The organism is Gracilibacillus timonensis (genome assembly GCF_900086715.1).
Taxonomy (GTDB): domain Bacteria; phylum Bacillota; class Bacilli; order Bacillales; family Amphibacillaceae; genus Gracilibacillus; species Gracilibacillus timonensis.
Genome location: NZ_FLKH01000008.1, coordinates 182,978 through 209,045 on the forward strand (window position 1 = coordinate 182,978; position 26,068 = coordinate 209,045).

Below are 26,068 nucleotides of genomic sequence, written 5' to 3' on the forward strand. Positions count from 1 at the left end.
ACCAATACAAATAAAATTAACCGTTCTTTTTAAAGTGCGCGAGAAAGTAAATGGCAGATCATACAAATCAATTGTTTTCCTGCTTAAACACTGGTATGATAAGCAAAGCATGACGTGGTTCGAAACCATCCCACGTTAAAAAACTAGGAGGAAGATAGAACATGAATATAAAAACGCTTGTGATTAACGGGATCGTTGCAGCGCTATATGTTGCCGTATCCTTATTAGTCTCTCCAGTCGCATTCGGTGCGATTCAATTCCGGATATCAGAGATGTTTAACCATTTAGTAATCTTTGATAAACGGTTCTTTTTTGGGATTACAATTGGAGTATTTGTCTCTAATTTGTTTTCCATGGCGGGAGGACTAGATCTTTTATTCGGAACGGCACATACCGCTATTTCATTAGGAATTATTATTTTCTTAAAGAAATATATTAAAAACACGCTGGTGCTATTATTCTTGAATACATTGATTTTTAGTTTTAATATGTTTATTATTGCTTTTATGCTGAACATTGCATTGGAACTCCCTTTCTTCTTCACATGGCTTACCACAGGGATTAGTGAGTTGATTGTGTTATTGATTGGTATTCCTATTTTTTATATGATCTATAAACGAATCTTTGCTAATAAAATCGCATAAAAGGCATTAAGAAAAACCGGGCCAAATTCGCCCGGTCCTTTGCCGACCACTCAAAGCAGCCACTGAACTGGCGATAAGATAGATTATGTTAAGTAGCCCACTTTCCTTAGTGGTGAGTTTGACCGGATTTTTTGTGCTAGGCGAGCGCTGCGGGAATATGCTGCGCTTTCCATGGGGACGGCTTCAGCTAACTAAAAAGAAAAGCACTTTTTAGTGGATCTTCAGCTCGTCCTGTTCCCATAGGAGTCTCCGCATATTCCCTCCGCTAGGTAAAAGTACAACAATGGTTGTTACTGCTAGAATGAAGGGTTCTAGGTACCTAGACAGTGTTGTAGCGAAAGGAGAAAATCGTCAGCTGATTCTTCGGTTGCGTAATGATCATGCTACAAATATAAAAGTCATAACGTAGGATCAAACCGTTCTCAGAAAAAGGTTATGCGGTTTGCTTATTGGCAGAAATATAGTGTCTGGAACACTTCATCTTCGCAACCATTCGATTGTAGTGCTACTACCCAGCGGAGGAAATAGGTGGAGACTCCTGCGAGAAAAGCGCAGTGTGAAGACCCCGCAGGAAGCGTTCTTTGCTGACGAGGAGGCTGAGCCAAGCTCGCGGAAAGCGGAACCTATTTCCGGAGCGCTGTCTAGCACTGACAAACAATCAACTTTACTACATGGAATAATGGAACTAGATACTTTACATCATACATCTTATCGGTATCACCATTCGTTCAAGATCAAAATCGGTCCACATCCTTTCATACTCAGAATTTTATACTTTCTTATCTTTTAAAAAAGACGATGGATGATTCATCGTCTTTTTCTTATCGAGGTTGTCTAAAAATCCCCACTTATCGGAAAACACAATTCCAGATAACCCGGATTATCGATAGTCTACATAAATGGAAACTCTATCTTGAACCATTAATGTTAATGATGGTCTGATATTTTCAAGCTTCTCTATATCATGAAGCAGGAGTCATACCGCAAGTGTCATTCTTACAGACAAAGTTTTGCGATTTATTCTCTTCAGTCCCTGAGATTACAGACTCTGGAATCAGGTTTACCCTCTCCCGTCCCTAAGAATCGTTGTCCACAAGTACTTGCCAGCGGTTCCCTTTTCTTTTTTTATAATATTCCAATATTATGCAGATGCGAAAGCATTCCCTTTCGCATCTGCTTGTGTTACATCCTTATTCAGAAATGGGGCCATCATAATTAGGGTCATCTGAAGGCGCTAGAATGTCGGTTAGGAATAAGGCGAGATTTCCATCTTCATCTGTCATGCGGAACAATAAATGTTGTCCTTCCTGCAATCCTGCTTCGCCAGCTGCTTGATATGGGAAGTTAGAAAAATCGCCATGAAAATCACCCTCTTCCTCTACTTCCAAATCCTGTGTGCTTGCTACGAATGCGTCTACTTCAGAAACTTCCACCGAAACACCAGGCAATGTCTTGCCATAATAAGTCGAGGTGTTTTCATAAAATTCTGGTAAATCAGTGGCTTCCTTAATGTCATTCATAACTGCTGTATCCGAAGTGCTTTCTACTAATTCCATTCCATCTTCGGCTGGCTGGATAGGCAGGACAAATTGCTGTTCGTGCGGCATATTTCCCATCACATACACAATCAACTCATCGCCAGCCTCAAGCTCCATGCCATCAAGTGGCAACGCAAAATGCCCCTGCTCTGTCACTTCTGGATCAACGTTTTCTACTTCTTCACTATCTGGTTGCGAAATCTCAAATCGAATACTTTGCTCAGGATTAATCGTCCCGCTATACACCAATGTATTCTCATAGATATAAGGCAGTTCTAGATTTTCCAAAGCCTCAGGGTATACATCACCGCTACCTTCTTCAGGATTGTCGCGTCCACTCACTTCTTCTGGTTCATAAAGCTCGGGTTTTGCTATATCCCTATCGTCACTACTCTCATCATCGGTAGTGTTACTTGACTGTTCACTCTCATCCGTTGCACTATTTTGCTGACCATCATCGGACATCGTATCCTCTGGTACAGTTTTTTCTTGTTGCTGCTCTTGATTTTCCTTTACTTCACTACCCTCACTGCTTGTTTCTTCTGACCCTGAGATATTGCATGCCGTCATTACCATCACAATGCTCAGCAGCATGAGGATGGTACATGTGCGTAACATTCTACCCTCTCCTTAAAGAATATTTAAAAAGAATATTCCCTAACAAGCAGCAAGCCAAACACGAGATAACATTACGTCAAAAACCTATTATGATTATTGATAACGTATGCCATTAGACAATCTTCTTAGTTCTTGCCAATTCCGTACCCGGATCAGATGGTTATCTTTTTCGATAACATCCTTTTCCGTAAGTGAATGGATCACTCGATTTAAATGACGATAGGTGGTTCCAAGTACCTCGGCAATTTCCTTGATGTTAGACGTTCTCAGCTCCATGCCAAAGTTATTACCTTGTTCTGGTGTTAAGGTAGATAAAAGGTAGCTGGCAAACTTATTTTCCACCGTTGCCAACAAGTTGATGCGTGAAGCCGTCGTACAGGTTTGTAGCTTATAACTGACATGCTGCAAAAGCATATGCAAAAAAGGAGGATGATGCATGATATGGTGTTGAATATAATTAATCGGTAAGCCAATCATTAAGCACGAACCTACCGCGACCACCTCTGATTGAACAGGAATATCACGGATTAATTCAATGTCACCTATAATGGAAAACGGCTGGGCAAATCGCAGTAAAAGAGATTTACCTGTTGCGACACTAGAGGTGATTTTCACTCTTCCCTCTACCAAAAACAAGAGTGTCTCCAGTTTTGCCCCTTCCAACAAGATTTTTTCATTTGCTTCATATTGCTGCAATGACCAAGGCACGCCGTTTGTTTGATTCACTATCTTCTCCAGCTCATATTGCTTTAATTTCCTTTCAAGCAATTCAGTATCCTGCATATATTTCATCCAATCCCTCCTTTGGGACATTTGTCCTTTTCATGATACGATAAACTGATAAAATGAGCATAACAAAAAACATAGGAGTGGAACAGAATGAAATTCGTATTTGACATAGATGGTACGATTTGTTTCAAAGGAAAACCAGTCTCAAAACCGCTATTAATTGCATTAGAAAACTTAACAAAACAAGGACATGAGGTCATCTTCGCCTCTGCCAGACCGATAAGGGATTTGCTTCCTGTCTTACATCAACGTTTTCATACGTATTCAATGATTGGCGGTAATGGTTCCATCATTTCTTCACAAGGAAACATCCTCTCAACGGTTTCCTTTGAAGAAAAAACGCAGGAAGCGATGATCGCTTTATTACAGAAGTATCATGTATCTTATTTAATCGATAGTGATTGGGACTATGCCTACACCGGCCCAGCTGCCCACCCTATTTTAAATAACCTTGATCCACAACGTCTCGCTAAAAAAGTGGAGCTCGGACAATTAACATCGATCGTGAAAATGTTGCTGTTAACATCGGATCATATGGAGGAAGTTGAAAAAGAACTTAGAAAAATGGAGGTAGTCGTTCACGTCCATGGTGACGAAGGAGTTTTGGACATAAGCCCACAAGGTATTGATAAATGGACTGGATTACAGCAGTTAGGTGTAGCGGCTGGAGATTATCTCGCGTTCGGTAATGACGCCAACGATATCACCATGTTTCAGCATGCCATGTACACCGTTATGATCGGTGACAACCCGCAGCTTTTGCCATTTGCGTCGGAAACACTGCCTCTAAGCGAAAGAATAGAATATGATATCGCCCAACGACTAGAGCAATTGAGTAAACAGTATTCGAGCGAGAATGATCAGGATATCCATTAACAGTATGGAAAGGAAGGAACGTATGAATGGAAACTCGAATGACCGGCAACTCTATAGACCAGCTTGATCAAACAAACACAGAGGCATGGGAGGGATTACGTGCGATAGCGGAGAAACGGACAGGGGCAGATCGCCAAGTCAACTGGAAAGGCGGGAAGCAGCTTTCTAATCGAGTATACCACATTGGCTATCCCTGTTATAGTGAACAGATAAGCGAGGTGATCCGCCTATTATCTGAGGTTGGTGCTGTCACCCCGTTATATGTCTGGATGGAACATGGATTGCCTGACCGCGCCGTTTCAGGTAAGGAGCTAACCATTGGAGACGCCATTCGTACAGCAACTTATATGGTACGTGGAGAACGATTCAGCGAAGGGACGATTGCTGCAGCTGTAGAAAAAGGGCTGCTTGATCGCGTCTTGCATGCGCTTGTGGAATGGTATGATAATGAATAACCAATCGTTTATCGACGAGCTTCTCGAAAACAAAGAATACACAACGGAACCGCATACTACTTGGTCAAAGAAAATCGAGGCACTCGATGGTTTTATTTTTGTGACACCTGAGTACAATAATAATATTCCTTCAGGGCTTAAAGATCATATTGATTATCTGGGCTCGGAATGGCACCATAAAGCAGCAGGTATTGTGAGCTATGGTTCTACCTTGGGTATTGCAGCTTCCCTTGCACTGCGCACCACTTTAGCAAACCTAAAAATAGCTGCCGTGGAGCCACAAGGAGCTTTCAGTTTATTTAATGATTTCGAACATATAGCTATCTTCAAACCAATGGAAGTTCATCATAAACGGTTGGAAGAATTAATTGATGATGTCGTTGCTTGGTCAACTGCTCTTCAATCGATAAGAAAATCGCAAGTACTAGCATAAACTTTCAAAAGACAAACCATGATTGGATTTAGTATATGGTTTGTCTTTTTTCATACCAATTAAAGGTAGAATCAAATTTACTAATAACGTGCAGCAACTGACAGATCTTCCTGTCCTCCTACCGCTCATCAAAAAAACAAATGTGAGCTTTCCAAGTAATCACGTAGCACCCTACTACTATTTCCCATTGGATGTGTTAGCTGATTTTTATATGGTTCTGCTGGGATACTGCTTTCTACGGGACTCTACTTGACGTACAAAAAACCCTGCATAACAATGAAGCGAATCACTGGTTAAATCCGGTGATTCGCCTTCAATGGAGAGGCTTTTACGTTAAAACGGACTATTCCCCGTTATCAAGGCATACCCGGCAAAAACAATCACGACATATCCAACACCTAAAGAAACCCATGTTTTGATTGACATCTTATTCCTGGCCTCCCTTTAGCTTCAAACGCTGTAATCGCAAGGCATTTAGTACCACTGATACCGAACTACAGGCCATCGCGGCTCCAGCAACCCATGGAGCAAGCAGACCAATCGCAGCAATAGGGATCGAAGCCGTATTGTAGAAAAAGGCGAAAAATAAGTTTTGCTTAATATTACGCATGGTCTTGCCGCTGATTTGGACACTGTCGGCCACACTATTCAAGTCGCCTCGCATCAGGGTAATATCTGCTGCCTCAATCGCTACATCCGTACCAGTACCAATTGCCATGCCAATATCAGCTACGGCGAGTGCTGGTGCGTCATTTACACCATCGCCTACCATCGCTACTTTTTTATTTTCTTGTTGTAATTGTTTGATTTCATTTGCCTTTTGTTCAGGCACTACTTCAGCAATTACGCGATCAATACCGACTTGTTTTCCAATTGCTTGAGCGGTCCGTTCGTTATCACCCGTTAACATAATCACTTCCAAACCGAGCTTATGCATTCTGCGGATGGCTGCTTTCGATGTTTCTTTGACGGTATCTGCAACGGCAATCACCCCTGCCAGCTGTTGATCCACACCGATGAGCATAGCTGTCTTTCCTTCTGATTCTAGTTTGGCCATGTTTTCTTCTACGGAACGGATATCTAGTTGCTGTTCTTGCATCAATTTTCTTGTGCCTACCCATATCGTTTGCTGCTGCAATGTTGCACGTATACCATAACCAGGTATCGCCTCAAAGGAATCCACGGCTTCTACTGTTATTCCTTGTGCTTTTGCCCCTCGGACAATCGCCTCTGCAAGGGGGTGTTCCGAGCTGTTTTCGGCAGCTGCCACTAAAGCCAATACCTCTGTTTCTGTAAATCCTTCTTCTGGGAGAACATCGGTTAATTCCGGTTCACCTTTCGTCACGGTACCCGTTTTGTCTAACACGATCGTGTCTAAAGTACGGGTATTTTCTAGATATTCGCCACCCTTAAACAAAACACCTAATTCCGCAGCCCTGCCGGATCCAGCCATGACTGAGGTCGGTGTAGCTAAACCAAGGGCACAAGGACAAGCAATCACCAACACCGTAATCGCTGGCACAAGGGCTGTGCGTAATTCTCCTGGCTCTACGATAAAAAACCAGACAAGAAATGTAACTAATGCGATGCCGACAACCGCTGGAACGAACACACCCGATACACGATCGGCCACGCGTTGAATATCTGCTTTACTTCCCTGTGCTTCCTCTACTACCTTGACAATTTGCGAAAGGGCAGTATCCTTACCTACCTTGGTCGCCTCCATCGTTAAGATACCATTCTTATTGATCGTGGAACCAATCGCTACATCGCCTATCTTTTTATCAACAGGAATACTCTCCCCCGTAATCATCGATTCATCAACGGCTGATTCCCCTTTGATAATCATGCCATCAACAGGTATTTTTTCACCTGGCCGAACCATGATCATATCTCCAACGATGACTTCTTCTATAGCAATTTCTTGCTCTTCACCATTTCGCAGCACACGAGCCGTTTTCGCCTGCATACCAAGCAATTTCTGAATCGCCTGTCCAGTTCTTCCTTTCGCACGAACTTCAAAGAGCTTTCCAAGCAGGACTAATGTAATGATAACTGCCGCTGCTTCAAAATACAGCTCTGGCATACCAAATTGCCCGTTTAACTGCCACTCTACACCAAGGAAAATACTATAAAAGTAAGCGACAGAAGTACCCAAAGCTACCAGCACATCCATAGAGGCACTTTTATTCCGCAACGCCTTATAAGCACCGCTATAAAACTGTGCCCCAACAATAAACTGAACTGGTGTCGCCAAGGCTAATTGTACCCATGGATTCATTAACATATCTGGGGAATAAATAAAGGAAGTAAACTCAAAGTGTGTCACCATCGTCCATAGTAAAGGCAATGTTAAAATAGCGGAAAAGATAAACTTCCCAGTCTGATGACGGATTTCTTCCTCTTTATTAGTAGCTGTTTCTTCTTTGGATGTTGGAATGCTTAATGTGTACCCGAGTTTTTTGACGGCTTCCATCATATCTTGGATGGTTACCTGGTCTTGATCATATTCCACAGATACATTTTCTAAAGCAAAATTCACGCTAGCCTCTGCTACACCCTCTGTCTTATTCAGTTTCTTCTCAATTCGATTGGCACAAGCAGCACAAGTCATGCCAGATATATCAAAAGTTTGTTTATCATGGGCCACATGATAACCTAGCCTTTCAATTTTTTCTTCAAAATCAGATACTCCAGTTTTCTCTGGATCATAAACCACTTTCGTCTTTTCAATCGCAAAATTAACATTTGCTTCTTCCACACCATCTATTTTATAAAGACCTTTTTCAATTCTATTCGCACACGCGGCACAGGTCATACCTTGAATCTGTAAACTTACTTCTTTTTGTGCTTCCACCCTGTTCACCTCTCTCATACCTCTGTAGGGTATATATATGTCAAAAAGAGGATCGTGCTGTTTTAGCACGACCGTTCTTCTTAAGCGACATCGTATCCTTGATCTTCAATTACTTCGATAATATCTTGTTCATTGACTTGCCCGGCCTCGAACGTTACATCGACTTTTCCATCTTCTAAATGCACCTTAACTGATTCAACACCAGTCATTTCTCCTACATTTCCTTCAATAGAAGAAACGCAATGTCCACAAGACATCCCTTGTACCTTAAGGGTAATATTTTGCATGTGAATGACCTCCTATTATTTTATCTACATCCATTCTATCATACCCCGGGTAGGTATTGTCAAGTATTAAAATTACACTAACACTTGTTACATGAATTGATTTTTAATTCATTCCTAGTAACTGCTAGGACTCACTATTCTTAGGCCAATCATATAATACCCCATAAAGGTATGTCAATACTGTTAATTACTAAGACTAAGACACTTATGTTTCGCTTTGCTATACAAAGAACACCCATTCCTTGTATAATATTTAAATATACGTATAGTATTTGCGTGTAGTAGCAAAAAGTATACTATAATTACAAATATGGTGGTGACAGTAAGTGGGACACATTTGTGGCAAAACCTATAACTGCGAAAAAGAATTGACTCTTTCTGTGATTGGTGGCAAGTGGAAAATGCTTATCTTATGGCACTTAGGAAAAGAAGGAACTAAACGGTTTGGTGAATTAAAGTCACTGATGCCAAGAATTACACAACGTATGCTGGTCAATCAGCTAAGAGAGCTGGAAGAAGATAAGATTGTCCACAGGGAAGTTTATCCCGTTGTGCCACCAAAAGTAGAATACTCCCTAACCGAACATGGGGAAAGCTTAATGCCAATATTGGAATCCATGTATAAATGGGGAAAAGATTACCTAGAGAATGTTGTCGAAGTCGAGGATCAAGTAGAAGTAAGCAGTTCACCAAAATAATAAGTCAAATGGCTAGAATAAGACGTAATAGTGATAAACCCTTTCTCAGGATCATACAAAAAGTGATGGAGAATACTAAGTCGACAACTATTGCGTAGTTCTAGCCGTTTTTTATGGATAGAACTTGGTGATTCCCACTGGCCATTAAATCCGATTATACCTACTGTAAAATAAAAAATGGCTGGACCGTAAATCGAGATTTTTCAGACACGTTTTTTAGTCATACCGGTACTCAAAATCTTTCCCCTTCCTCTACTTTTTTATATTAAATAGTTCCTTCTTTGTATTGGATTGTTCTTAAAATAGGCCTTCCGATGCCTTTATTCATGCCCTTTTTATGCTCCCTTCCTTTAACAACACTTGGTATACTTTTGCACACCGAGTTATGCAGGAGTAACTATTTGAGATTAAAGTGCGTACTTTTTAGAAATGATAAAACATCATATACTATAGATGTAACAAATTTTATTATAGGAGTGAAGCATAAATGAAATTACAATTAGCATTAGACCTCGTAAATACAGAAGAAGCCATAGCATTGGTGGAAGAAGTAAAAGACCATATCGACATTGTAGAAATCGGAACACCGATTGTTAAAATTGAAGGATTAAAAGCAGTAAAAGCAATGAAAGAAGCATTCCCGCAGTTAGAAGTATTAGCGGATATGAAAACAATGGATGCAGCCGGCTATGAAGTACAAAAAGCAGTCGAAAATGGTGCCGACATTGTTACGATTTTAGGTACAGCAGAAGATGAGTCGATCAAAGGCGCTGTAGAAGAAGCGAAAAAACAAGGGAAAGAAATTCTTGTTGATTTAATTGCCGTAAAAGATATTGCCAAACGTGCCCAAGAGGTGGATGACATGGGTGTTGACTACATTTGTGTACACACTGGTTATGATCTGCAAGCAGTTGGTAAAAATTCATTTGAGGACCTTCAAACCATTAAAGGGGTTGTGAAGAATGCCAAAACAGCTATTGCGGGTGGCATTAAGCTAGAAACCCTCCCTGAAGTAGTGCAAGCACAGCCTGACCTTGTGATTGTTGGTGGTGGTATTGCGGGACAAGAAGATAAACAAGCGGCAGCTGAAAAAATAGAAGCATTAATCAAACAAGAGACTGCTTAAGAGGATGGAAAACACAATGGGGACAACCAAGCATCTAACCAATATATTACAAGAGCTTGCGCCAACTGCCGATTTAATCAATGATGAAGAAGCGGAACAACTTGTCCAGCAAATCCTGACATCTAAGAAGATTTTCGTTGCCGGAGCTGGACGATCTGGACTTATGATGAAAACTTTTGCCATGCGCTTAATGCAAATGGGATTTGAAGCTTACGTGGTAGGAGAAACGGTAACCCCTAATTTGGAGAAAGGGGACTTATTCATTCTCGGATCTGGTTCGGGAGAGACTAAGGGATTAGTTTCTATGGTTCAAAAGGCAAAAAGCTTGGAAGGGATCGTTGCCCTTGTAACCATTTCGCCAGCGTCAACTATTGGACAAATGGCTGACATCACCGTTTCATTACCAGGCTCAACTAAGGATAAGTCCGATAATGAATCTACATCGATCCAACCAATGGGTGCCATGTTTGAGCAAACCCTATTACTCCTATTTGATGCGTTTATTTTGCGATTGATGGAGAAACAAGAAATGAAGGGAAGCGCCATGTTTACCAAGCATGCAAACCTAGAGTAACATAAGCAAGATGACTCTATTGAAATGATGAAGATTGAAAAAGGTCGTCATTCTCCAAGTGATGACCGTTGCCACTCCAACGAATTAAAAAAGCCAAGAACCTTAGTTTTTAAAAGGTCCTTGGCTTTCTTATCATTATCTCCCTCTACTCTTCATCAAAAATCTCTTTCGCCATTGTAAAGGCTGACCATGCTTTAGGCCAACCGGTATAAAAGGCCAAATGGGTAATTAATTCGACGATTTCGTCTTTGGTTACACCATTTTGTTTGGCTATGTTTAGATGAGCCTCTAATTGAGGAGCACCTTGCGTCATCAAACTGGCACAAGTAATCATACTGCGGTCACGAGGAGATAATTCTGACTCTCTAGACCACACTTCGCCAAATAAGACATCATCATTCAAGCCTGCAAATTGTGGAGCAAACTCTCCTAGATTGTCACGACCTGCTGTTTGTTTTTTTGCCATCGTTTATCCCTCTTTCTCTTAATTATTGTGCATCTAGCTGGGAATAAATATCGTCTGAAACAGGTTCCAGCCATTCTGGGGTTCCAGCGGTTATTGCGATATGCTCAAACCAGCTATCTTTTGTCGCACCATGCCAATGTTTAATACCGTCATGCGTCACAATGACATCACCAGCTTGTAAAAATTGTGCCTCTTGCCCGTCTTCTTGGTACCATCCTTCTCCACCAGTTACTAACAAAATCTGAAAGCCATCATGATGGATATGCCAATTGTTCCGACAACCAGGCTCAAACGTCACATTCCCTACGCCAACATTTACATCGGGATCTGATACCAAACCTTGCAAATAGCTTTGTCCGACAAAGTATTGCGCAAACGCATCATTTTTTTCTCCTATTGGAAAAATCACACCATTTTTTACTTCTTCATGTTTTGCCATTTTTCATACCTCCATGTAAAAGATGCTTCTCTAGGACGCATCCTTTAAAACTTTTTCCGTATAATTCTATGGTATAACGAAATGTGTTGCTCGTCTAATACCTTTCAAACAAAGGAGTATGCTTTAAAGGCATGTTTACAATTCTTCACAGTCACCAGCCCACAAGCCTTATGTTTTCTATTTTTCATCTCCACTCTTCTTTTCATCGCTTTTCGCTTTCCATGGTGGGTCACCGTATTTATGCAGTTGTTGATTTATTTTATAAATAACGTACGGAATCAAAAGGGCTAATATGGTGCAGACCAGAATCAAATATTCAGGTAATACGCCCAATAACGGTTTCCACATAAATGCTTCGCTCCCTCTCTTAATCCTTTACCTTATCTGTTGCACCTGTTGTTCGGACAATCGAATTGGCCTTTACTTTGATCGTAGCATTTTGAAAAATATTTTCGCCTTCTTCCCAGTCACCCTTGATTTCTTTCCATGTTGGATAATGTCTTTGCCGCATGATCTTGTTAAAACCAAAAAAGTCTAACTCTATTTCCTCCTGCCCTTTTTTTATGACCTCGTTTGCCAATTGCTCCATCCTCTTATTGATTTGCTCCTCTATTTTCTTAAGGTAACCTTTTTCTAAAAGGGTCCGTTTCCCGTGCATCTCCCCAATACTGCCTTCTGTATCAATCGTGACATCAATGGTCACTTGATCAGTTCCATTTGTATCGATCGTTATATTGCTTTTTGCTTTTTTTATTTCATAAAGCATTAATTGATCATTGATGTCAAAGGTAATATATCCCCCTTTCAACTTACCCATTATCAGGTTAAAACCTACCACTTCTTTATCATTAAGAACCCCGACTAAATGATTTGTTTCTCCATTAAAAACACCTGCACCATCAAATTGAATTTTACTATCCATGGCATAAATCCTTGGGATAAGATAATTATTATTTTCCAACAGATATTCATGCAAATCCCCTGCTCTAAGTGGTTTAATCAATCCGGCCACTTTATCGGTGTTTTCACTAGCGTTATTAATATACATGACTGGAAGCGGATCTGTATCCGGTTCGATATCCAGTATATCCATCGCCTTGCCTTCGGAAATGAGAATCCTTACCGACCGACGCATTTCCTGATCACGCAGAAACAGATCCATCATCCCGGCAAATAACTGTTGATCAGAGGCTAACTCTTCCGAAACGATGATTAATTTCAAATGTTCAAAAAAGGGAGGATCACCCTTCATCGTTGACATTTTCCGAATCGCCTCGAATACGCTTCTCCCGCTCGTTGATACATTACTGTAGGGTTTTTGCGCACCGCTGCTGTTTTCATTAGGAGTACCTAATCCAGCAGGTACAACAAATTGATTCGTTACGGTGATTATTGGTTTATCGCCAGATTGCTCTTCTGCCAAGTCAAGCGATAAACCAACCACAAAACCTCGTTCTTCAATATTTATTTCATCCCAGCACCCACTCAGGAAAACAAGCAAACAGCAGCCTATGAGCAAATACTTTTTATTCATTTTGCTTCACTCCTCTGATTTTGGCAACCACTGGCAATAGTATTAGCACCACCAAGTTCAGGATTATTAAGACATTACCTATAAGCCCTCCCAAAAAATCCACCGCAATCACATCTTGAGGCAGCATCGCCATGATATAAGCGACAGGGGCAAGCATAAAAATAAGCTTTAATTTCATCGTATTTTTAAAAATGGAATTCAAGGCAAACACACTCACATCCAGCGCCATGGCTGTCGTATTGAAAATAGCCATAATCCAAATCACAAAGAAGATAGATTCAAATCGTTCAAAAAAACCACCCGGTATCTCCACCACCTTGGCTAGTTCAACGGTTGGATAGGGTAAATTGGAAGTGACGGCATTACCAAATACCGCAATACACACGAAAAAAATAATGATATATAACCCAACAGGAATACACATTCCCAGCGCGGCCATTTTGGGTGCTTTATCGGGTTGGTCAACCAAGGCAAGATAAAACCATAAAATACCAAACCCCATATATGCCAGAACCCCTTGATTCAGCACCTTCACATAATCAGTAAAAGGGGTTATAAACATCGGCAATAATCGACCAGGCTCAAACCAACCTAAATTAAATATAATCAAAAAAAACGCGATAAGCAGAATAATCGGTAAAAACATAATATTAAGCCGAAACAACCCCACCCTCGAACCAGAGACCGCATAAATAACGACCAGCAAGAAGGAGAGTGCAATAATTTCGATCGGTGTCTGATCAAATAAATATTGTTGTGCAATATTACTAATTTTACGCACTTGATAGGACGTAATCATAAGAAAAACTACAGCAAACAAACTCGTCAGCAGCATTGCCACTGGTTTGGTTACAATCTTAGTAGCATAGGTAAGGAATGATTGATGGCGAAAACCGGAAGCAAACTTGGCTACTGCCCAAGTTAACCCTATCGCAATCAATCCACCTATGAATAAAGGAATCCACCCATCGGCTGATTCTGTGGCAGAGGCTATCACTTTTGGTAAGGAGAGAACACCTACCCCGGTCACAATAGATGGAATAGCAACGAAGATGTCTCTGGGACTAATTCTATCGTTTTCGTACTTAAGTTTTTTCATTAGGTACTTTCCCCTTTGTCCATGCGTTTCTCATCATTGGTTTTCATATAGCTGGGGCGCCTAGTTTTCATGGTAATTGGGGCACGTAAGACGAGATCCTTCCAATCGTCCAGAAAGCTTGGTGCGAAGGAAGAGGAATACGGGACACCAAAGCTCGTCAGATTAACAATATGGATATTGATCATGATATAGCCGAGCACGATGCCGTAAAGACCGAATATCGCCGCTCCCACCATTAAGCCAAACTGTAGAATCCGAAACGAAATGGCGATACTATAGGATGGAAGTGCAAAGGAAGCAATGGCATTTAAGGCAACGACAATAACCATAATCGGACTAACGATTCCAGCCGACACCGCAGCCTCCCCAATCACGAGCCCACCAACAATCCCTATCGTTTGACCTATCGCAGTGGGCAATCGTAATCCAGCTTCCCTTAGCAATTCCATCGTTACCGTCATAATTAATGCCTCAATAAATGGCGGAAAGGGAACTCCATCCCTTGTTGCTGCAATTGAAAATGCCAAGTCAGACGGAATCAGCCCTTGATGATAGGAAACCAATGCAATATATAGAGCTGGAAGAAAGACAGAAATAAAGGCAGCCAGATAACGCAAGACTCTAATCAGCGTTGCCAAAGACCAGCGCCAATAATAATCCTCTGGAGAATGCAAAGAACTACCAAAAGTTGCCGGTGCAATCAGTACAAAAGGGGTACGATCTAGCATAATAACCACTTTCCCTTGTAGTACAGCATCAGCCGCTTTATCAGGCCGTTCTGTATTTAACACTTGTGGAAAAGGAGACAAAAAACTATCCTCAATCCATTGTTCAATATAGCCAGATTCCGGAGCATCGTCCATATCAATCGTTTCTAACCTTCGTTTTATCTCTTCCACTATATCCGGATTGACAATACCATCCACATAAACAACGAGCAGATCTTTTTTAGATCGTCTACCTACCTTATAGTTTTTAAAACGAAGATTAGGATCCGAAATATGTCGACGAATCAACGATGTATTGGTCCTTAAATTCTCGACAAATCCATCCCTTGCCCCACGAATAAGGGATTCTGAAGCAGGTTCTTCAATAGCACGATTTTCTCCGCCTCTCGTTCCCATGATCAATACCTGGGTCATTCCGTCTAAATAAAACACGGTGCGTCCGCTGAGTATGGCATTCGATACATCGTCTAGGGATTGCCCCAGTTCAATCCCAGTTACCGTCAGCACTTCCCAATGAATCGTGTCAAAGAGCTGCTCTTTATCATTAGGTAACGAACTGGCTTGTTTCAAGTCATCCATAATGTGATCATGCACGTATTTACTGTCCACTAAGCCGTCGATATAAACAATAGCGGTACGATGATTGTTCATGGTGAATTCACGTATCACCAAATCACTCGGCTCCTCTAGCATATTTTTAATGTTTTCCAGGTTACCAGCTAGATTCGTTTCTATATCCAGAGAGAAATTCTCTTCTGCTTTTTTCCGCTTATGATTTTTTCGATATAAACGAGCCAACGTTATCCCCTCATGTCTATTAAAGTGCGTTTTTCAAAAAGATATGAACAACCTTTACAATAGTTACTCCCCCTATTTTCTCCAAACAGGGACAATTTATGTATAAAAACAAATTCGTTGTAAAATCTAATGCTATAGTCAATCCATGAAAGGGGTATCCACTTGAACAAAAAAAATGTACATCTAACCGCCGCTGAAATTGCTTCTGTCTGGGCCGGATATATGAATGATTCGATGACGAGATCCGTCTTGCGTTTCATGCTAAAACATGTCAATGATCCCGAGATAAAACCACTTATCCAGCAATCCTATGATATTGCCGTTCATCGTATCGAACAATTACAACAAGTTTTTGAAGAGGAGAATTACGCAACCCCAAATGGATTCTCTGAACAGGACATTAATATGCAGGCACCATGGCTTTTTACCGACGTCTTTTGCTTAACCTACGTCACACACATGGCGAGAATTGGAATGTCCGTTTATAGCGGCTTTGTCTCTATGAGTATTAAAAAGGAGATTCGAGATTACTTCACACAAGGGCTTCAGGAAACAATCATGCTTTATAACCAAGCAACCCAAACCGCCCTGGAAAAAGGGGTGAACTCGAGACAACCTTATATTGAGCCCCCTAAAGAAATAGACTATGTTAACAGCAAAAAGTATTTCAATGGGTTCAATCCATTTAGTGAGAAACGCCCGATAAACGCCGTTGAAATCGCACATTTATATACCAACATTCAGACAAATGAAATTGGTTCAAAACTGTGCCTGGCCTTTGCTCAAACTTCACCTTCCAAGGACGTACAGAATTTTATGATTAAAAGTAAAAACATGGCCCAAAAGCATATAAAAATATTTGTGAATGAAATGTTAAAAGATGATGTCGGAGCTCCGCAAGTACCTGATGTAGGTGTCAGTGATTCCACCACACAAACTTTTTCCGATGCATTAATGATGTTTCATATGTCCTTGATGATGTCAGCAGGAGTAGGTAACTATAGCACCGCCGCAGCGGCCAGTCAGCGTGCAGATTTACAAATGAATTACCAGCGCCTCTCATTAGAGGTTGCTGAACTTGCGAAAAGCGGTGCGGATATCATGATTGATCATCATTGGTTTGAACAGCCACCTGGCATTAAAGATCGGGAAAAGTTAGCAAAACAAAAGGGAAAGGGGTAAAAAAATGGGCACAGTATTCTCGAGAAATGACTCATTGCCGTTTCATAACATCTCCACACACCCCCATTCAGTGGAACCTTCTTTGATGGTCAAGCTTATCGGGGAAGTCTTTGCTGTTTTCATCGCTCCCATCCAATCGATGAAATCACTCTCAAAAGCAATATATCAGAAATCATCATCGAAGTAGGGAAGTCTATGGGGACAAACATATCGAAAAAAAGCGAAAAGCTCGAAGCAGTCCTGTGGAGCATAGCATTACCTGGGTTTGCCCAATTATTACATCATCATTATATAAAAGGTATTTTGCTGATAGGATTGGAAATACTAATTAATGTCAAGGGTAATCTAAATACCATTCTTATGTTGAGCTTCCACTTTAAAGCGGAAGAAGCTATCGCAGAAACCAATTATTTGTGGCTGATGTTTTATCCTTGTTTGTACTTTTATGCTATTTGGGATGCTTATAAGCATGCAGGTGGTGGAGAAAAACCTTTTGCCTATCTGCCACTTGCCTTCTCTGCTTATTTTGTAACGGTTGGCTTAATTTTTTCACCTACATTTACCATTTTCGGTCATTTGGTAGGATCGATTTGGCTACCTATCTTATTTTTACCAATTGGTTTAGCCGTCGGCGGACTTTTAAGATGGATCTTGCTAAAAATTTATGCCGAAAGTTGAAAAAGAACCCATTCTGTTATAGCAAAATAACTAACAGAATGGATTCTTCCATCTTCAAAAGCGCTCTTTCAGCTCAGCTCTTACTGCATTTGTTCGGTGAAAAGCCCTAACCAAGCCTGTACAACGCAAGAAGACTGATGTTGCTATGTCCACTCTAATGAACAACTACTTCGACAAAAGATAGCAGATTAACGAGGCAATTGCTGTTTACGAGCAGTTTTCGGAAACCCTTCCTTTAAAATGCACCTGCAAATTAATAGGCGAGTTCATACTCCCCGTTTTCGTATACATTATATGTACCTACAGTACCCGATCCACCATTTTCTCTCATGGATTTAGAAACTAAAGATATGGTATAAACAGTTTCGTTACCATCTGTCTGATCGGTAGAATCATCCGGAATGAATTCTGTTTCATCCACAGTTAATTCATCTGCACGATCTAATTCTTCTTTAAGATGGGAAATAGCCTCATCCATGTTCGCTATTTTGATATCATCCTGATTACCTGAATTCTCATTTTCATCAGCGAATTCATTGGTTGATGTAGTATCTTTTGATTCTGATGAATGAGAAGAGGTTTCATCATTGTTATCCATTTCACTTTCGTTACTGGTGTTATCTTCGGAAGATGTTTGTTCGTTGTCTACATCATCCTCTTCTTCCGATTCGTTCTGCGATTCATTATCTCTTTGGTCAGCTTCATTTGATTCATCTGTCGCTGCTCTCGAACTTTCATCGTCCGACTGACCACAACCACTTAAAATAAGAACAAAACAAATGGCTAACAGGATAACATAAAATACTTTTTTCATGATCCTTTCCTTCCTTTTAAATCAGCCATTACTATAACATAAAAAATAAGGATGACCAATACAATATCAAATGTTTCACAACCAAATATGTACAGGCATCAGAAAAAACCCAAAAACACTAGCTATGTTAAGGGTTCCGAAGTATAGTATAATCACTATCGCTATAGAATAACGATCCATTTTATCAAAAAGATTCATCATTCTCTTTTAGTGCCGTCACCACTGCTCTATTTTTTCAGACAGAATCGGCGTATGCTGAACCATCGTCTGTGCTAAGCTCGAATCAGAAACGGCTTGTTGCACAGCTACATTGGGAACAAAGGCAACCAGGTTTAAAAACAGAAATACAATCAAATAAACCTTAACAAAACCAAATGCCCCACCGAGCCAGCGGTTCACGATGCTTAAGAAAGGTAAATTTGCCAAATAATCAAGCGTTGAACCAAGAATATTCCACAAAATCCTGGTACCGATAAACAAAATGATAAACGCAATCGATCGATAAAAAATACTTGCTATATTGCTCCCCTCTGAGCCAGGAGAAGGAATCCACTCTAGGTAGGGAGCAAGATCTCTAAAGAAAAAATAAGCGACGGCCAGTGCTACAATTATTCCGGTTAAGCGGACAATCTGATTCACTAAGCCATTCCTTAATCCAATCAAGAACCCTCCGACTAAAATAAGTAGAATAATGATGGTAAGTAACATCTCATGCTCTTCCTTTCGTCCTTTTCTATGGTTGATCATTTCTTTATGTTCAAACGAATTTCATCATGAAACTTCCTGTTATTCCCTCAAAAATACACAAACGAGGTGTGTGATTCTGGAACACACCATCATTATATCATCTTTCGAAAAAAAAGAGTACGCTGTAGCTAAATCAATAGCCTGGGAAAATTTAGATAGCTGTTGCTACTTGTTTGCTTGGACAAATAAGCACTTTGCTCCTCACTGTCCGATATACTATAAAAAACAGTTCCCTTGACTTAAAGTCGACTTTAGGATGTAAAATGAAAATATCATGGCGTTAAACGTTCTGATAACTATTACATTTCACACAAATAGGAGGTAGAAACAAATGCAACCAAACTGGACACAAGCACAACTTGATCAATTTGCCAAAGTAGATGACTTCTATATCTCACCATTCTATAGTGATGGAAAAACACCTGGAACGCCAACTTGGATCTGGTCTGTAGTCACTGATAACCATCTATATGTCAGAGCATACAACGGCAAGCGTTCGAGATGGTATCAATCGGCAGTGGAACAGCAAGCAGGAAAGATTCAATTAGCTGGTCAAGAATTTGATGTGACATTTCAGCCAATCAATGCAGACCCTGACTTAACGGAGAAAATTGATAATGCCTATAAAGAGAAGTACGGCTCCAGTCCTTATCTGGCTCCTATGATAGCTGAAGGACCAATTAGTGCGACTGTACGCGTTTTACTAAGAGATGCATAAGATGATCTAGTGATAACCTAGGTTGAAGCCTGTTCGGTCCATACTGCTCACTCAAAGTAGATGGACCGACAACTTCACATGATAGGTCTGATCGGTATTCCGGTTCGTTCAAGGTACAATCGGTGCCAATCCCAACATAGTAAAGTTTGTATCTTTATCTGATAAAGAAATCATGCTCGAAAGGCATCATTCATCCTTTTAATCAATTCTTGTACAACAGGAGAAAACATTATATTTTTGCGCCAAGCAAAGACACATTGTGTTTCTAGCGGAGGATGCAACGGAATAAATCGTAAATTTTCGGTCTGACGATGAGCAATTGCCCCTTCAATAGTCAGTGCAGAGGCTACCTTATTTTCTACTAAAGAGAACACATTAAAAATCAGATTATAGTCTCCAGTTATCGTCAAGTCATCCACTTCCTGCTCCATCCAATTAGCGAACTTTTTTTGCACATCTTTACGCACAGGAGCCAATAATGGTACTCCTTTTAAATCTTTTGGTTCAAGGTCGTTTTTTTGAGCTAAAAAAGAGCTTGTTTCTACTAAAACTCCCCATTTTTCATGCATAGGGAAGGAAACATATTCATATTTTTCCGTTGAGATTGGTTTTAATAATACACCAACATCCAACAACCCTCCATCCAACTTATCGATAATATCTTCACCAGTCCCACTAAAAATACTAAAGGTTACCTCAGGATAATCCGCGATAAACTCTTCCAAGATCATCGACAGTGTATCTGAGTTATCCGCTTCCACACAGCCAATCGAAATATGCCCACTGAATAGTTGTTTGCGCTGATTAATAAATTCCTGTGTTGTTTTATCAGATAAAGACAGGATTTCCTGCGCACGATCTTTTAAGTACATGCCAGCCTTAGTTAACACCATTTTTCTTTTTTCACGAATAAATAAACCGGCACCGAGCTCTTCTTCCAGTTCTTTTATTTGCCGACTTAAAGTAGGCTGCGTGGTATGAAGCACCTCTGAAGCCCTTGAAATACTCCCTTCTTCTGCAATCACTAAGAAATACCGCAATACTCTTAATTCCAAGTCTATCCCCTCGTTTTTTATCATAGTATATCGCTCTATTACATCATTATAATTATTTACAAATGTAAAGTATAGTGACTAATATCAGACAGTTGAAGTAAACTAATGGCAGAAATATGTTAGAACTCTTGCTTGAATCACTATCTAATTATGGTAAAATAAAAAACATGTTTGTTCAAACAAATTAAGGAGGATAAATCAATTCATGAAGCAAAAAAATAAGAATTTTTCTAGTGTATTTACTTATGCAGCAATCGTAGTTGGCGCACTAGTACTACTGGGTGCCATTTTTCCAAATCAATTTGGCGATATTTCTGGTGCGATTGGTGATTGGGTTTCAGAAGTATTCGGATGGTACTACATGGTAATATTCACACTTATCCTGTTCTTTTGTATCTTTCTGTGCTTCAGTCCGATAGGAAAGCTCAAATTGGGTAAACCAACCGAGAAACCAGAATTCAATACGATATCTTGGCTAACTATGCTGTTCAGTGCCGGGATGGGGATCGGCTTGGTCTTTTATGGTTCATCGGAGCCCATTGCACATTACTTAGCTCCCCCTACTGCCGATCCAGAAACAACAGCCGCCTTAGCCGAATCCATGCGCTCCACCTTTCTTCATTATGGATTCCACCCTTGGGCAGTATATGGCATTGTCGCACTAGCATTAGCCTATGCACAATTTAGAAAAGGAGAGCTTGGTTTAATCTCGAAAACACTGCGGCCGATTTTAGGTGATAGAGTAGATGGACCGATCGGAAATGTGGTCGATGTACTAGCGGTATTTGCCACCATCATCGGGGTAGCTGTTTCCTTAGGTGTAGGAGCCATGCAGATTAATGGCGGTTTAAACTATCTTTTCAATGTTCCAAATAACACCTTGGTACAGGGAATCATCATCGCCATTGTAACGGTACTATTCTTAATAAGTGCTTGGAGTGGCCTGAGTAAAGGGATTCAATACTTAAGTAACTTGAATATGATCTTAGCTGGCCTGTTATTTATTGCGATATTGATTCTAGGGCCAACCTTATTGATACTTAACATGATACCAAGTGCAACAGGTGACTATCTCTCTCATTTACTATTTAACAGCCTTGATCCATCACCTTTAAATGAGCAAAAACATGAATGGATGCAAGACTGGACGATATACTATTGGGGATGGTGGATGAGTTGGAGTCCATTTGTCGGTATTTTTATTGCCAGGGTTTCACGAGGACGATCTATTCGTGAATTTGTGATGGCCGTATTATTTGTACCTAGCATTGTGAGTTTCTTGTGGTTTAGTGCTTTTGGTCTAACAGGTATTGAGGCAGGACAAACGGCAGCCCAAATATTCGAAATGCCACCTGAAACGCAATTATTTGGTATTTTTAATGAATTACCGTTAAGTATCGTACTAGCGATTATCGCCTTGGTGTTGATATCGTCCTTCTTTGTTACGTCAGCCGACTCCGCTACCTTTGTGTTAGGCATGCAGACTGCCTTTGGAACCCTGCATCCTAAGAACTTCGTCAAGGTTGTCTGGGGATTATCGTTATCAGCCATTGCCTTTGTTTTACTTCTATCTGGTGGAGAAACCGGCTTAGATGCCTTGCAAGCTGCCGCGATTATTTCTGCATTACCGTTTAGTGTCATCGTCTTATTAATGACGATAGCCTTTTACAAAGATGCGAACAAAGAAAGAAAATATTTAGGCTATACCTTGACGCCGAATAAAAAACGGATGGAAGAATACAAGAAAAAAGTAGGCGACTTCGAGGAAAATCAGTAAAATTCCTTCATCATAAACCAAAAGCCTCATTCCTCTTTAAAAAAGAGAAATGAGGCTTTTATTATAGATTTTACTTACTATCCGACATCAGCCTCGTTCATTCGTCATATTCATTATTTCCCGGGAAATTTCCGACACCCTTCATTGTTTTCTTTCCTGAATCAGCCCTCAAAAACCTAACAATACAGAAACAAGCTCTATCATTTGTACAATAGTTCCCGTTTTTTTTCGTAAGATTTCTAACTTTGAATGGAAGGGAAATTTTTGATGAACCTCATGCAACCAGCCTATGAAAAGAATTGCATTCGTCTAGATTCATTGACAGATCTACTTACCACATCCCTATTTAAAAAATAATGTATGAAATCTATAGAACGTTGGGGAGAATAAATCCAAGAAAACAGATATATGCAGCCTTTTACCATATTGCGTATCAAGTGAGACTTTCAGACACGAAGATTCTACTGATGGTTAGCCCCTTTCTTTGTTCTTCAGGAATCTTGAAATCGAGGCTGGGCGGATGGAGTAAGCTCTATAATCAACTACCTTACAAAAAACAAGTTATTACAGTGCTATTCCATCGAACAATGTACACACGCAACTTTTTTATATAGCTTATGCTGCAAACTGCGAAAAAAATTGATTCAAATAGCAGTAAGGAGGATTATTTTCATGAAGCAAACGAACAAGAACTTTTCTAGTGTATTTACTTATGCAGCTGTTATTGTTGGTATATTAGTGCTACTGGGTGCCATTTTCCCTGATTCATTTGGCGACATTTCTGGTGCCATCGGTACATGGATCACTGAAGTATTTGGTTGGTATTATATGGTGATATTTACCCTCATCTTATTCTTTTGTATTTTTTTGTGCTTCAGCCCTATCGGTAAACTCAAATTAGGGAAACCAAACGACAAACCAGAATTCCATACGATATCATGGCTAACGATGTTGTTTAGCGCAGGAATGGGGATTGGTTTAGTTTTCTATGGTTCATCAGAGCCTATTTCTCATTACGTAGCTCCCCCTACTGCCGATCCGAAAACAAAAGCAGCCTTAGCAGAATCCATGCGCTCTACCTTTCTGCACTATGGTTTCCATCCTTGGGCGGTGTACGGTACGGTTGCATTATCCTTAGCCTATACTCAGTTTAGAAAAGGCGAGCGCGGTTTAATGTCGAAAACACTACGACCTATTTTCGGGCATAGAGTAGACGGGCCACTTGGCAATATCGTGGACGTATTAGCGGTATTTGCCACCATTATTGGTGTAGCTGTTTCTTTGGGTGTGGGGGCGCTGCAAATTAACGGGGGATTACACTACCTCTTTGAGATTCCAAACAATATATTTACCCAAGGAATCATCATTGCTATTGCCACGATATTATTCTTAATCAGCGCTTGGACAGGTCTAAGTAAAGGAATTCAATATTTGAGTAATCTGAATCTGATACTTGCTGGCTTATTGTTGATAGCGATTCTAATTCTTGGCCCAACATTACTGATACTCAATATGATCCCAAGTGCTGCTGGCGACTATTTGAACCAATTAATATTTAATAGTCTGGATCCGGCTCCATTAAGTGAACAAAAACAGGAATGGATGCAGGATTGGACATTATACTATTGGGGTTGGTGGATGAGTTGGAGCCCTTTTGTCGGAGTATTTATTGCAAGGGTTTCACGCGGCCGATCCATCCGCGAGTTCGTCCTCGCGGTATTGTTTGTACCAACCTTTGTAAGCTTTCTTTGGTTTAGCACCTTTGGTTTAACAGGAATTGAGACAGGACAAAATGCCTCACAAATATTTGACATGCCACCTGAAACACAGTTATTTGGTATTTTCAATGAACTACCTTTAAGTATCCTATTAACAATTACCGCTTTGGTATTGGTATCGTCCTTCTTTGTTACGTCAGCCGATTCTGCCACCTTTGTATTAGGTATGCAAACGGCTTTTGGAACCTTGCATCCTAAAAATTTCGTCAAAATCGTCTGGGGTATCTCGTTGTCAGCCATTGCTTTTGTGTTACTCTTATCCGGTGGAGAAACCGGATTAGATGCCTTACAATCTGCTGCGATTATTTCCGCACTGCCATTTAGTCTGGTTGTCTTATTGATGATGATCGCCTTCTATAAGGATGCCAACAAAGAAAGGAAATATTTAGGATACACCCTTAAACCGAATAAACAAAGATTGAAGGAATACATGAAAAAATCAGAAAACACAGAGGATGAGCAATCCTAATTATCTGTTTTCTGATGAAGTTCAAGATCGTACACGAGAGAAGGCATATGCTTTTTCAAAAGATAACTTAGAAGATAGGTTGACTTTTATTTGGAGGACTTGCTTCTTTGTTAGAATTCATTCGTAAATGAAATCACATTTTGCTTGACTTAAAGTCCACTTTAAATCGTACGATAATGATAATAAAAAAAAGGAAGGGCGATGATGAATGAAGAAAGTTATTGTAGCTTTATTTTTACTGTTGCTTTTAGCAGCCTGTGGCAGTCAACCTGATAATACCGAAGAAGCTGACGAAAATGCCCCAAATGATACGAATGAAAACGCAAATTCAGACACGGAAATAACCAACGCAGCGATCGTCTACTACTCCCTAACAGAAAATACCGAAGAGGTAGCCGAGGAAATCCAAGTACAAACAGAAGCTGACTTAGAAAAATTGGAACCCGTTGAACCTTATCCACGTGCTTATAGTGAAGTTGCTGGTTTAGTAAGAGAGCAACAAGAAGCGGGAGAATTTCCTGAATTACAAGATTTAGATTTAAATATAGAGGAGTATGACACGATTTTTGTAGGCTCACCCACTTGGCATGGATATATTTCCCAACCCGTGCAAAAATGGTTGATGGATACAGAACTGGCAGATAAGAATATTATCCCTTTTTTCACTAGTGGAAGCCAGCCGATAGAAGATCCACAAAGTGACCTAAGAGAGCTGCTCCCTGAAGCGACCATCACGGAAGAACTATCCATGGCAAACAGTCCGAGAGATGATATAGAAGAAGAGGTCTCGCAATGGATTGAAAATATGGAATTTTAATAAAAAACATGTGACATAGCCAAATCGATGGCTTGTCACATGTTTTTTTCATGCTAGACAAGGAAGCTATTTTC

General features: G+C 40.3%; 26 protein-coding genes and 1 riboswitch. Of the genes, 13 read left to right on the forward strand and 13 right to left on the reverse strand.

What is annotated here, in order from left to right; translation table 11 throughout:
* Positions 1–108 precede the first annotated feature (108 nt).
* Positions 109–153, forward strand: a riboswitch (PreQ1 riboswitch).
* Between the two features lie 8 nt (positions 154–161).
* Positions 162–644 carry a QueT transporter family protein gene (locus BN6556_RS02010; protein WP_066186483.1) on the forward strand — a complete coding sequence of 161 codons (483 nt, stop codon included), beginning with the start codon at positions 162–164 and terminating at the stop codon, positions 642–644.
* Positions 645–1,834: 1,190 nt separating this feature from the next.
* Here BN6556_RS02010 and BN6556_RS02015 read toward each other — a convergent pair.
* Both BN6556_RS02015 and BN6556_RS02020 read right to left on the reverse strand, forming a co-directional pair.
* Positions 1,835–2,800: a hypothetical protein gene (locus BN6556_RS02015; protein ID WP_066186486.1), complete on the reverse strand. Its 966-nt coding sequence runs from the start codon at positions 2,798–2,800 to the stop codon at positions 1,835–1,837.
* A gap of 93 nt (positions 2,801–2,893) precedes the next feature.
* Positions 2,894–3,592: a Crp/Fnr family transcriptional regulator gene (locus tag BN6556_RS02020; protein ID WP_066186489.1), complete on the reverse strand. Its 699-nt coding sequence runs from the start codon at positions 3,590–3,592 to the stop codon at positions 2,894–2,896.
* A gap of 87 nt (positions 3,593–3,679) precedes the next feature.
* On the opposite strand from BN6556_RS02020, the gene BN6556_RS02025 reads away from it, so the two are divergent.
* From BN6556_RS02025 to BN6556_RS02035, 3 genes are read left to right on the forward strand one after another with little or no spacing between them, the layout of a single operon-like run.
* Entirely contained in the window at positions 3,680–4,465 is a 786-nt protein-coding gene (locus BN6556_RS02025; protein WP_066186492.1) for an HAD-IIB family hydrolase, read from the forward strand.
* Between the two features lie 26 nt (positions 4,466–4,491).
* Complete coding sequence (locus BN6556_RS02030) at positions 4,492–4,920, forward strand: DUF6508 domain-containing protein (RefSeq protein ID WP_066186498.1); 429 nt, start codon at positions 4,492–4,494, stop codon at positions 4,918–4,920.
* Positions 4,913–5,353: an NADPH-dependent FMN reductase gene (locus BN6556_RS02035; protein WP_066186502.1), complete on the forward strand. Its 441-nt coding sequence runs from the start codon at positions 4,913–4,915 to the stop codon at positions 5,351–5,353. Before BN6556_RS02030 ends, BN6556_RS02035 begins: the two co-directional genes overlap by 8 nt.
* Before the next feature lie 427 nt (positions 5,354–5,780).
* Here BN6556_RS02035 and BN6556_RS02040 read toward each other — a convergent pair whose 3' ends face one another.
* Complete coding sequence (locus BN6556_RS02040; protein ID WP_148436639.1) at positions 5,781–8,210, reverse strand: heavy metal translocating P-type ATPase; 2,430 nt, start codon at positions 8,208–8,210, stop codon at positions 5,781–5,783.
* 80 nt (positions 8,211–8,290) lie between these two features.
* A complete protein-coding gene (gene copZ / locus BN6556_RS02045) occupies positions 8,291–8,497 on the reverse strand; it encodes a copper chaperone CopZ (RefSeq protein WP_066186508.1) in 207 nt (68 codons plus the stop codon).
* 326 nt (positions 8,498–8,823) lie between these two features.
* Here copZ and BN6556_RS02050 point away from each other — a divergent pair, with 326 nt between their 5' ends.
* The 3 genes from BN6556_RS02050 (at position 8,824) to hxlB (ending at position 10,895) form a co-directional block, all read left to right on the forward strand.
* Complete coding sequence (locus tag BN6556_RS02050; protein ID WP_066186511.1) at positions 8,824–9,195, forward strand: winged helix-turn-helix transcriptional regulator; 372 nt, start codon at positions 8,824–8,826, stop codon at positions 9,193–9,195.
* Between the two features lie 487 nt (positions 9,196–9,682).
* Positions 9,683–10,321 carry a 3-hexulose-6-phosphate synthase gene (hxlA, locus tag BN6556_RS02055; RefSeq protein WP_066186514.1) on the forward strand — a complete coding sequence of 213 codons (639 nt, stop codon included), beginning with the start codon at positions 9,683–9,685 and terminating at the stop codon, positions 10,319–10,321.
* A 16-nt stretch (positions 10,322–10,337) separates the two neighbouring features.
* Positions 10,338–10,895 carry a 6-phospho-3-hexuloisomerase gene (gene hxlB, locus BN6556_RS02060; protein WP_066186516.1) on the forward strand — a complete coding sequence of 186 codons (558 nt, stop codon included), beginning with the start codon at positions 10,338–10,340 and terminating at the stop codon, positions 10,893–10,895.
* A 145-nt stretch (positions 10,896–11,040) separates the two neighbouring features.
* Here the strand turns inward: hxlB and BN6556_RS02065 are convergent, their stop codons facing one another.
* From BN6556_RS02065 to BN6556_RS02085, 6 genes are all read right to left on the reverse strand, one after another.
* Positions 11,041–11,361, reverse strand: a complete 321-nt coding sequence (locus BN6556_RS02065; protein ID WP_066186518.1) for a carboxymuconolactone decarboxylase family protein — start codon at positions 11,359–11,361, stop codon at positions 11,041–11,043.
* A gap of 22 nt (positions 11,362–11,383) precedes the next feature.
* Entirely contained in the window at positions 11,384–11,800 is a 417-nt protein-coding gene (locus BN6556_RS02070; protein ID WP_066186521.1) for a cupin domain-containing protein, read from the reverse strand.
* Positions 11,801–11,977: 177 nt separating this feature from the next.
* Entirely contained in the window at positions 11,978–12,148 is a 171-nt protein-coding gene (locus tag BN6556_RS22260) for a hypothetical protein (protein ID WP_162840586.1), read from the reverse strand.
* 19 nt (positions 12,149–12,167) lie between these two features.
* Positions 12,168–13,334 (reverse strand): Ger(x)C family spore germination protein, encoded by a 1,167-nt coding sequence (locus tag BN6556_RS02075; RefSeq protein WP_066186524.1) that lies wholly within the window; start codon positions 13,332–13,334, stop codon positions 12,168–12,170.
* Complete coding sequence (locus BN6556_RS02080; protein WP_066186525.1) at positions 13,327–14,433, reverse strand: GerAB/ArcD/ProY family transporter; 1,107 nt, start codon at positions 14,431–14,433, stop codon at positions 13,327–13,329. The genes BN6556_RS02075 and BN6556_RS02080 overlap by 8 nt, the downstream gene beginning before the upstream one ends.
* Positions 14,433–15,959 carry a spore germination protein gene (locus BN6556_RS02085; protein ID WP_066186527.1) on the reverse strand — a complete coding sequence of 509 codons (1,527 nt, stop codon included), beginning with the start codon at positions 15,957–15,959 and terminating at the stop codon, positions 14,433–14,435. Before BN6556_RS02085 ends, BN6556_RS02080 begins: the two co-directional genes overlap by 1 nt.
* A 162-nt stretch (positions 15,960–16,121) precedes the next feature.
* Between BN6556_RS02085 and BN6556_RS02090 the strand changes: the two genes are divergently transcribed.
* Positions 16,122–17,141 carry a DUF3231 family protein gene (locus tag BN6556_RS02090; RefSeq protein ID WP_078059887.1) on the forward strand — a complete coding sequence of 340 codons (1,020 nt, stop codon included), beginning with the start codon at positions 16,122–16,124 and terminating at the stop codon, positions 17,139–17,141.
* Positions 17,142–17,336: 195 nt separating this feature from the next.
* Positions 17,337–17,819 (forward strand): hypothetical protein, encoded by a 483-nt coding sequence (locus BN6556_RS02095; protein WP_066186531.1) that lies wholly within the window; start codon positions 17,337–17,339, stop codon positions 17,817–17,819.
* A 253-nt stretch (positions 17,820–18,072) separates the two neighbouring features.
* On the opposite strand, the gene BN6556_RS02100 is transcribed toward BN6556_RS02095, so the two are convergent.
* Positions 18,073–18,633: a hypothetical protein gene (locus BN6556_RS02100; RefSeq protein ID WP_066186533.1), complete on the reverse strand. Its 561-nt coding sequence runs from the start codon at positions 18,631–18,633 to the stop codon at positions 18,073–18,075.
* 216 nt (positions 18,634–18,849) lie between these two features.
* Positions 18,850–19,341: a CvpA family protein gene (locus BN6556_RS02105; RefSeq protein ID WP_066186630.1), complete on the reverse strand. Its 492-nt coding sequence runs from the start codon at positions 19,339–19,341 to the stop codon at positions 18,850–18,852.
* Positions 19,342–19,711: 370 nt separating this feature from the next.
* Here BN6556_RS02105 and BN6556_RS02110 point away from each other — a divergent pair, with 370 nt between their 5' ends.
* The gene (locus tag BN6556_RS02110; RefSeq protein WP_066186534.1) at positions 19,712–20,098 is read left to right on the forward strand and encodes a DUF2255 family protein; all 387 of its coding nucleotides are present in this window, start codon (positions 19,712–19,714) and stop codon (positions 20,096–20,098) included.
* 170 nt (positions 20,099–20,268) lie between these two features.
* On the opposite strand, the gene BN6556_RS02115 is transcribed toward BN6556_RS02110, so the two are convergent.
* Positions 20,269–21,153, reverse strand: coding sequence for a LysR family transcriptional regulator (locus tag BN6556_RS02115; RefSeq protein WP_066186536.1), 885 nt, complete (start codon positions 21,151–21,153; stop codon positions 20,269–20,271).
* Between the two features lie 205 nt (positions 21,154–21,358).
* Here BN6556_RS02115 and BN6556_RS02120 point away from each other — a divergent pair, with 205 nt between their 5' ends.
* The 3 genes from BN6556_RS02120 (at position 21,359) to BN6556_RS02130 (ending at position 25,994) form a co-directional block, all read left to right on the forward strand.
* Positions 21,359–22,930 (forward strand): BCCT family transporter, encoded by a 1,572-nt coding sequence (locus tag BN6556_RS02120; RefSeq protein ID WP_066186539.1) that lies wholly within the window; start codon positions 21,359–21,361, stop codon positions 22,928–22,930.
* 672 nt (positions 22,931–23,602) lie between these two features.
* A complete protein-coding gene (locus BN6556_RS02125) occupies positions 23,603–25,177 on the forward strand; it encodes a BCCT family transporter (protein WP_066186542.1) in 1,575 nt (524 codons plus the stop codon).
* A gap of 208 nt (positions 25,178–25,385) precedes the next feature.
* Positions 25,386–25,994 carry a flavodoxin gene (locus tag BN6556_RS02130; protein WP_066186545.1) on the forward strand — a complete coding sequence of 203 codons (609 nt, stop codon included), beginning with the start codon at positions 25,386–25,388 and terminating at the stop codon, positions 25,992–25,994.
* Positions 25,995–26,068: the final 74 nt, after the last annotated feature.

Coding starts and splice junctions, on each gene's coding strand:
- BN6556_RS02010 (WP_066186483.1), top strand. CDS start 162: ATGAATATAAAAACGCTTGTGATTAACGGGATCGTTGCAGCGCTATAT.
- BN6556_RS02015 (WP_066186486.1), bottom strand. CDS start 2,800: ATGTTACGCACATGTACCATCCTCATGCTGCTGAGCATTGTGATGGTA.
- BN6556_RS02020 (WP_066186489.1), bottom strand. CDS start 3,592: ATGAAATATATGCAGGATACTGAATTGCTTGAAAGGAAATTAAAGCAA.
- BN6556_RS02025 (WP_066186492.1), top strand. CDS start 3,680: ATGAAATTCGTATTTGACATAGATGGTACGATTTGTTTCAAAGGAAAA.
- BN6556_RS02030 (WP_066186498.1), top strand. CDS start 4,492: ATGGAAACTCGAATGACCGGCAACTCTATAGACCAGCTTGATCAAACA.
- BN6556_RS02035 (WP_066186502.1), top strand. CDS start 4,913: ATGAATAACCAATCGTTTATCGACGAGCTTCTCGAAAACAAAGAATAC.
- copZ (WP_066186508.1), bottom strand. CDS start 8,497: ATGCAAAATATTACCCTTAAGGTACAAGGGATGTCTTGTGGACATTGC.
- hxlA (WP_066186514.1), top strand. CDS start 9,683: ATGAAATTACAATTAGCATTAGACCTCGTAAATACAGAAGAAGCCATA.
- hxlB (WP_066186516.1), top strand. CDS start 10,338: ATGGGGACAACCAAGCATCTAACCAATATATTACAAGAGCTTGCGCCA.
- BN6556_RS02065 (WP_066186518.1), bottom strand. CDS start 11,361: ATGGCAAAAAAACAAACAGCAGGTCGTGACAATCTAGGAGAGTTTGCT.
- BN6556_RS02070 (WP_066186521.1), bottom strand. CDS start 11,800: ATGGCAAAACATGAAGAAGTAAAAAATGGTGTGATTTTTCCAATAGGA.
- BN6556_RS22260 (WP_162840586.1), bottom strand. CDS start 12,148: ATGTGGAAACCGTTATTGGGCGTATTACCTGAATATTTGATTCTGGTC.
- BN6556_RS02075 (WP_066186524.1), bottom strand. CDS start 13,334: ATGAATAAAAAGTATTTGCTCATAGGCTGCTGTTTGCTTGTTTTCCTG.
- BN6556_RS02080 (WP_066186525.1), bottom strand. CDS start 14,433: ATGAAAAAACTTAAGTACGAAAACGATAGAATTAGTCCCAGAGACATC.
- BN6556_RS02095 (WP_066186531.1), top strand. CDS start 17,337: ATGGGGACAAACATATCGAAAAAAAGCGAAAAGCTCGAAGCAGTCCTG.
- BN6556_RS02100 (WP_066186533.1), bottom strand. CDS start 18,633: ATGAAAAAAGTATTTTATGTTATCCTGTTAGCCATTTGTTTTGTTCTT.
- BN6556_RS02105 (WP_066186630.1), bottom strand. CDS start 19,341: ATGTTACTTACCATCATTATTCTACTTATTTTAGTCGGAGGGTTCTTG.
- BN6556_RS02110 (WP_066186534.1), top strand. CDS start 19,712: ATGCAACCAAACTGGACACAAGCACAACTTGATCAATTTGCCAAAGTA.
- BN6556_RS02120 (WP_066186539.1), top strand. CDS start 21,359: ATGAAGCAAAAAAATAAGAATTTTTCTAGTGTATTTACTTATGCAGCA.
- BN6556_RS02125 (WP_066186542.1), top strand. CDS start 23,603: ATGAAGCAAACGAACAAGAACTTTTCTAGTGTATTTACTTATGCAGCT.
- BN6556_RS02130 (WP_066186545.1), top strand. CDS start 25,386: ATGAAGAAAGTTATTGTAGCTTTATTTTTACTGTTGCTTTTAGCAGCC.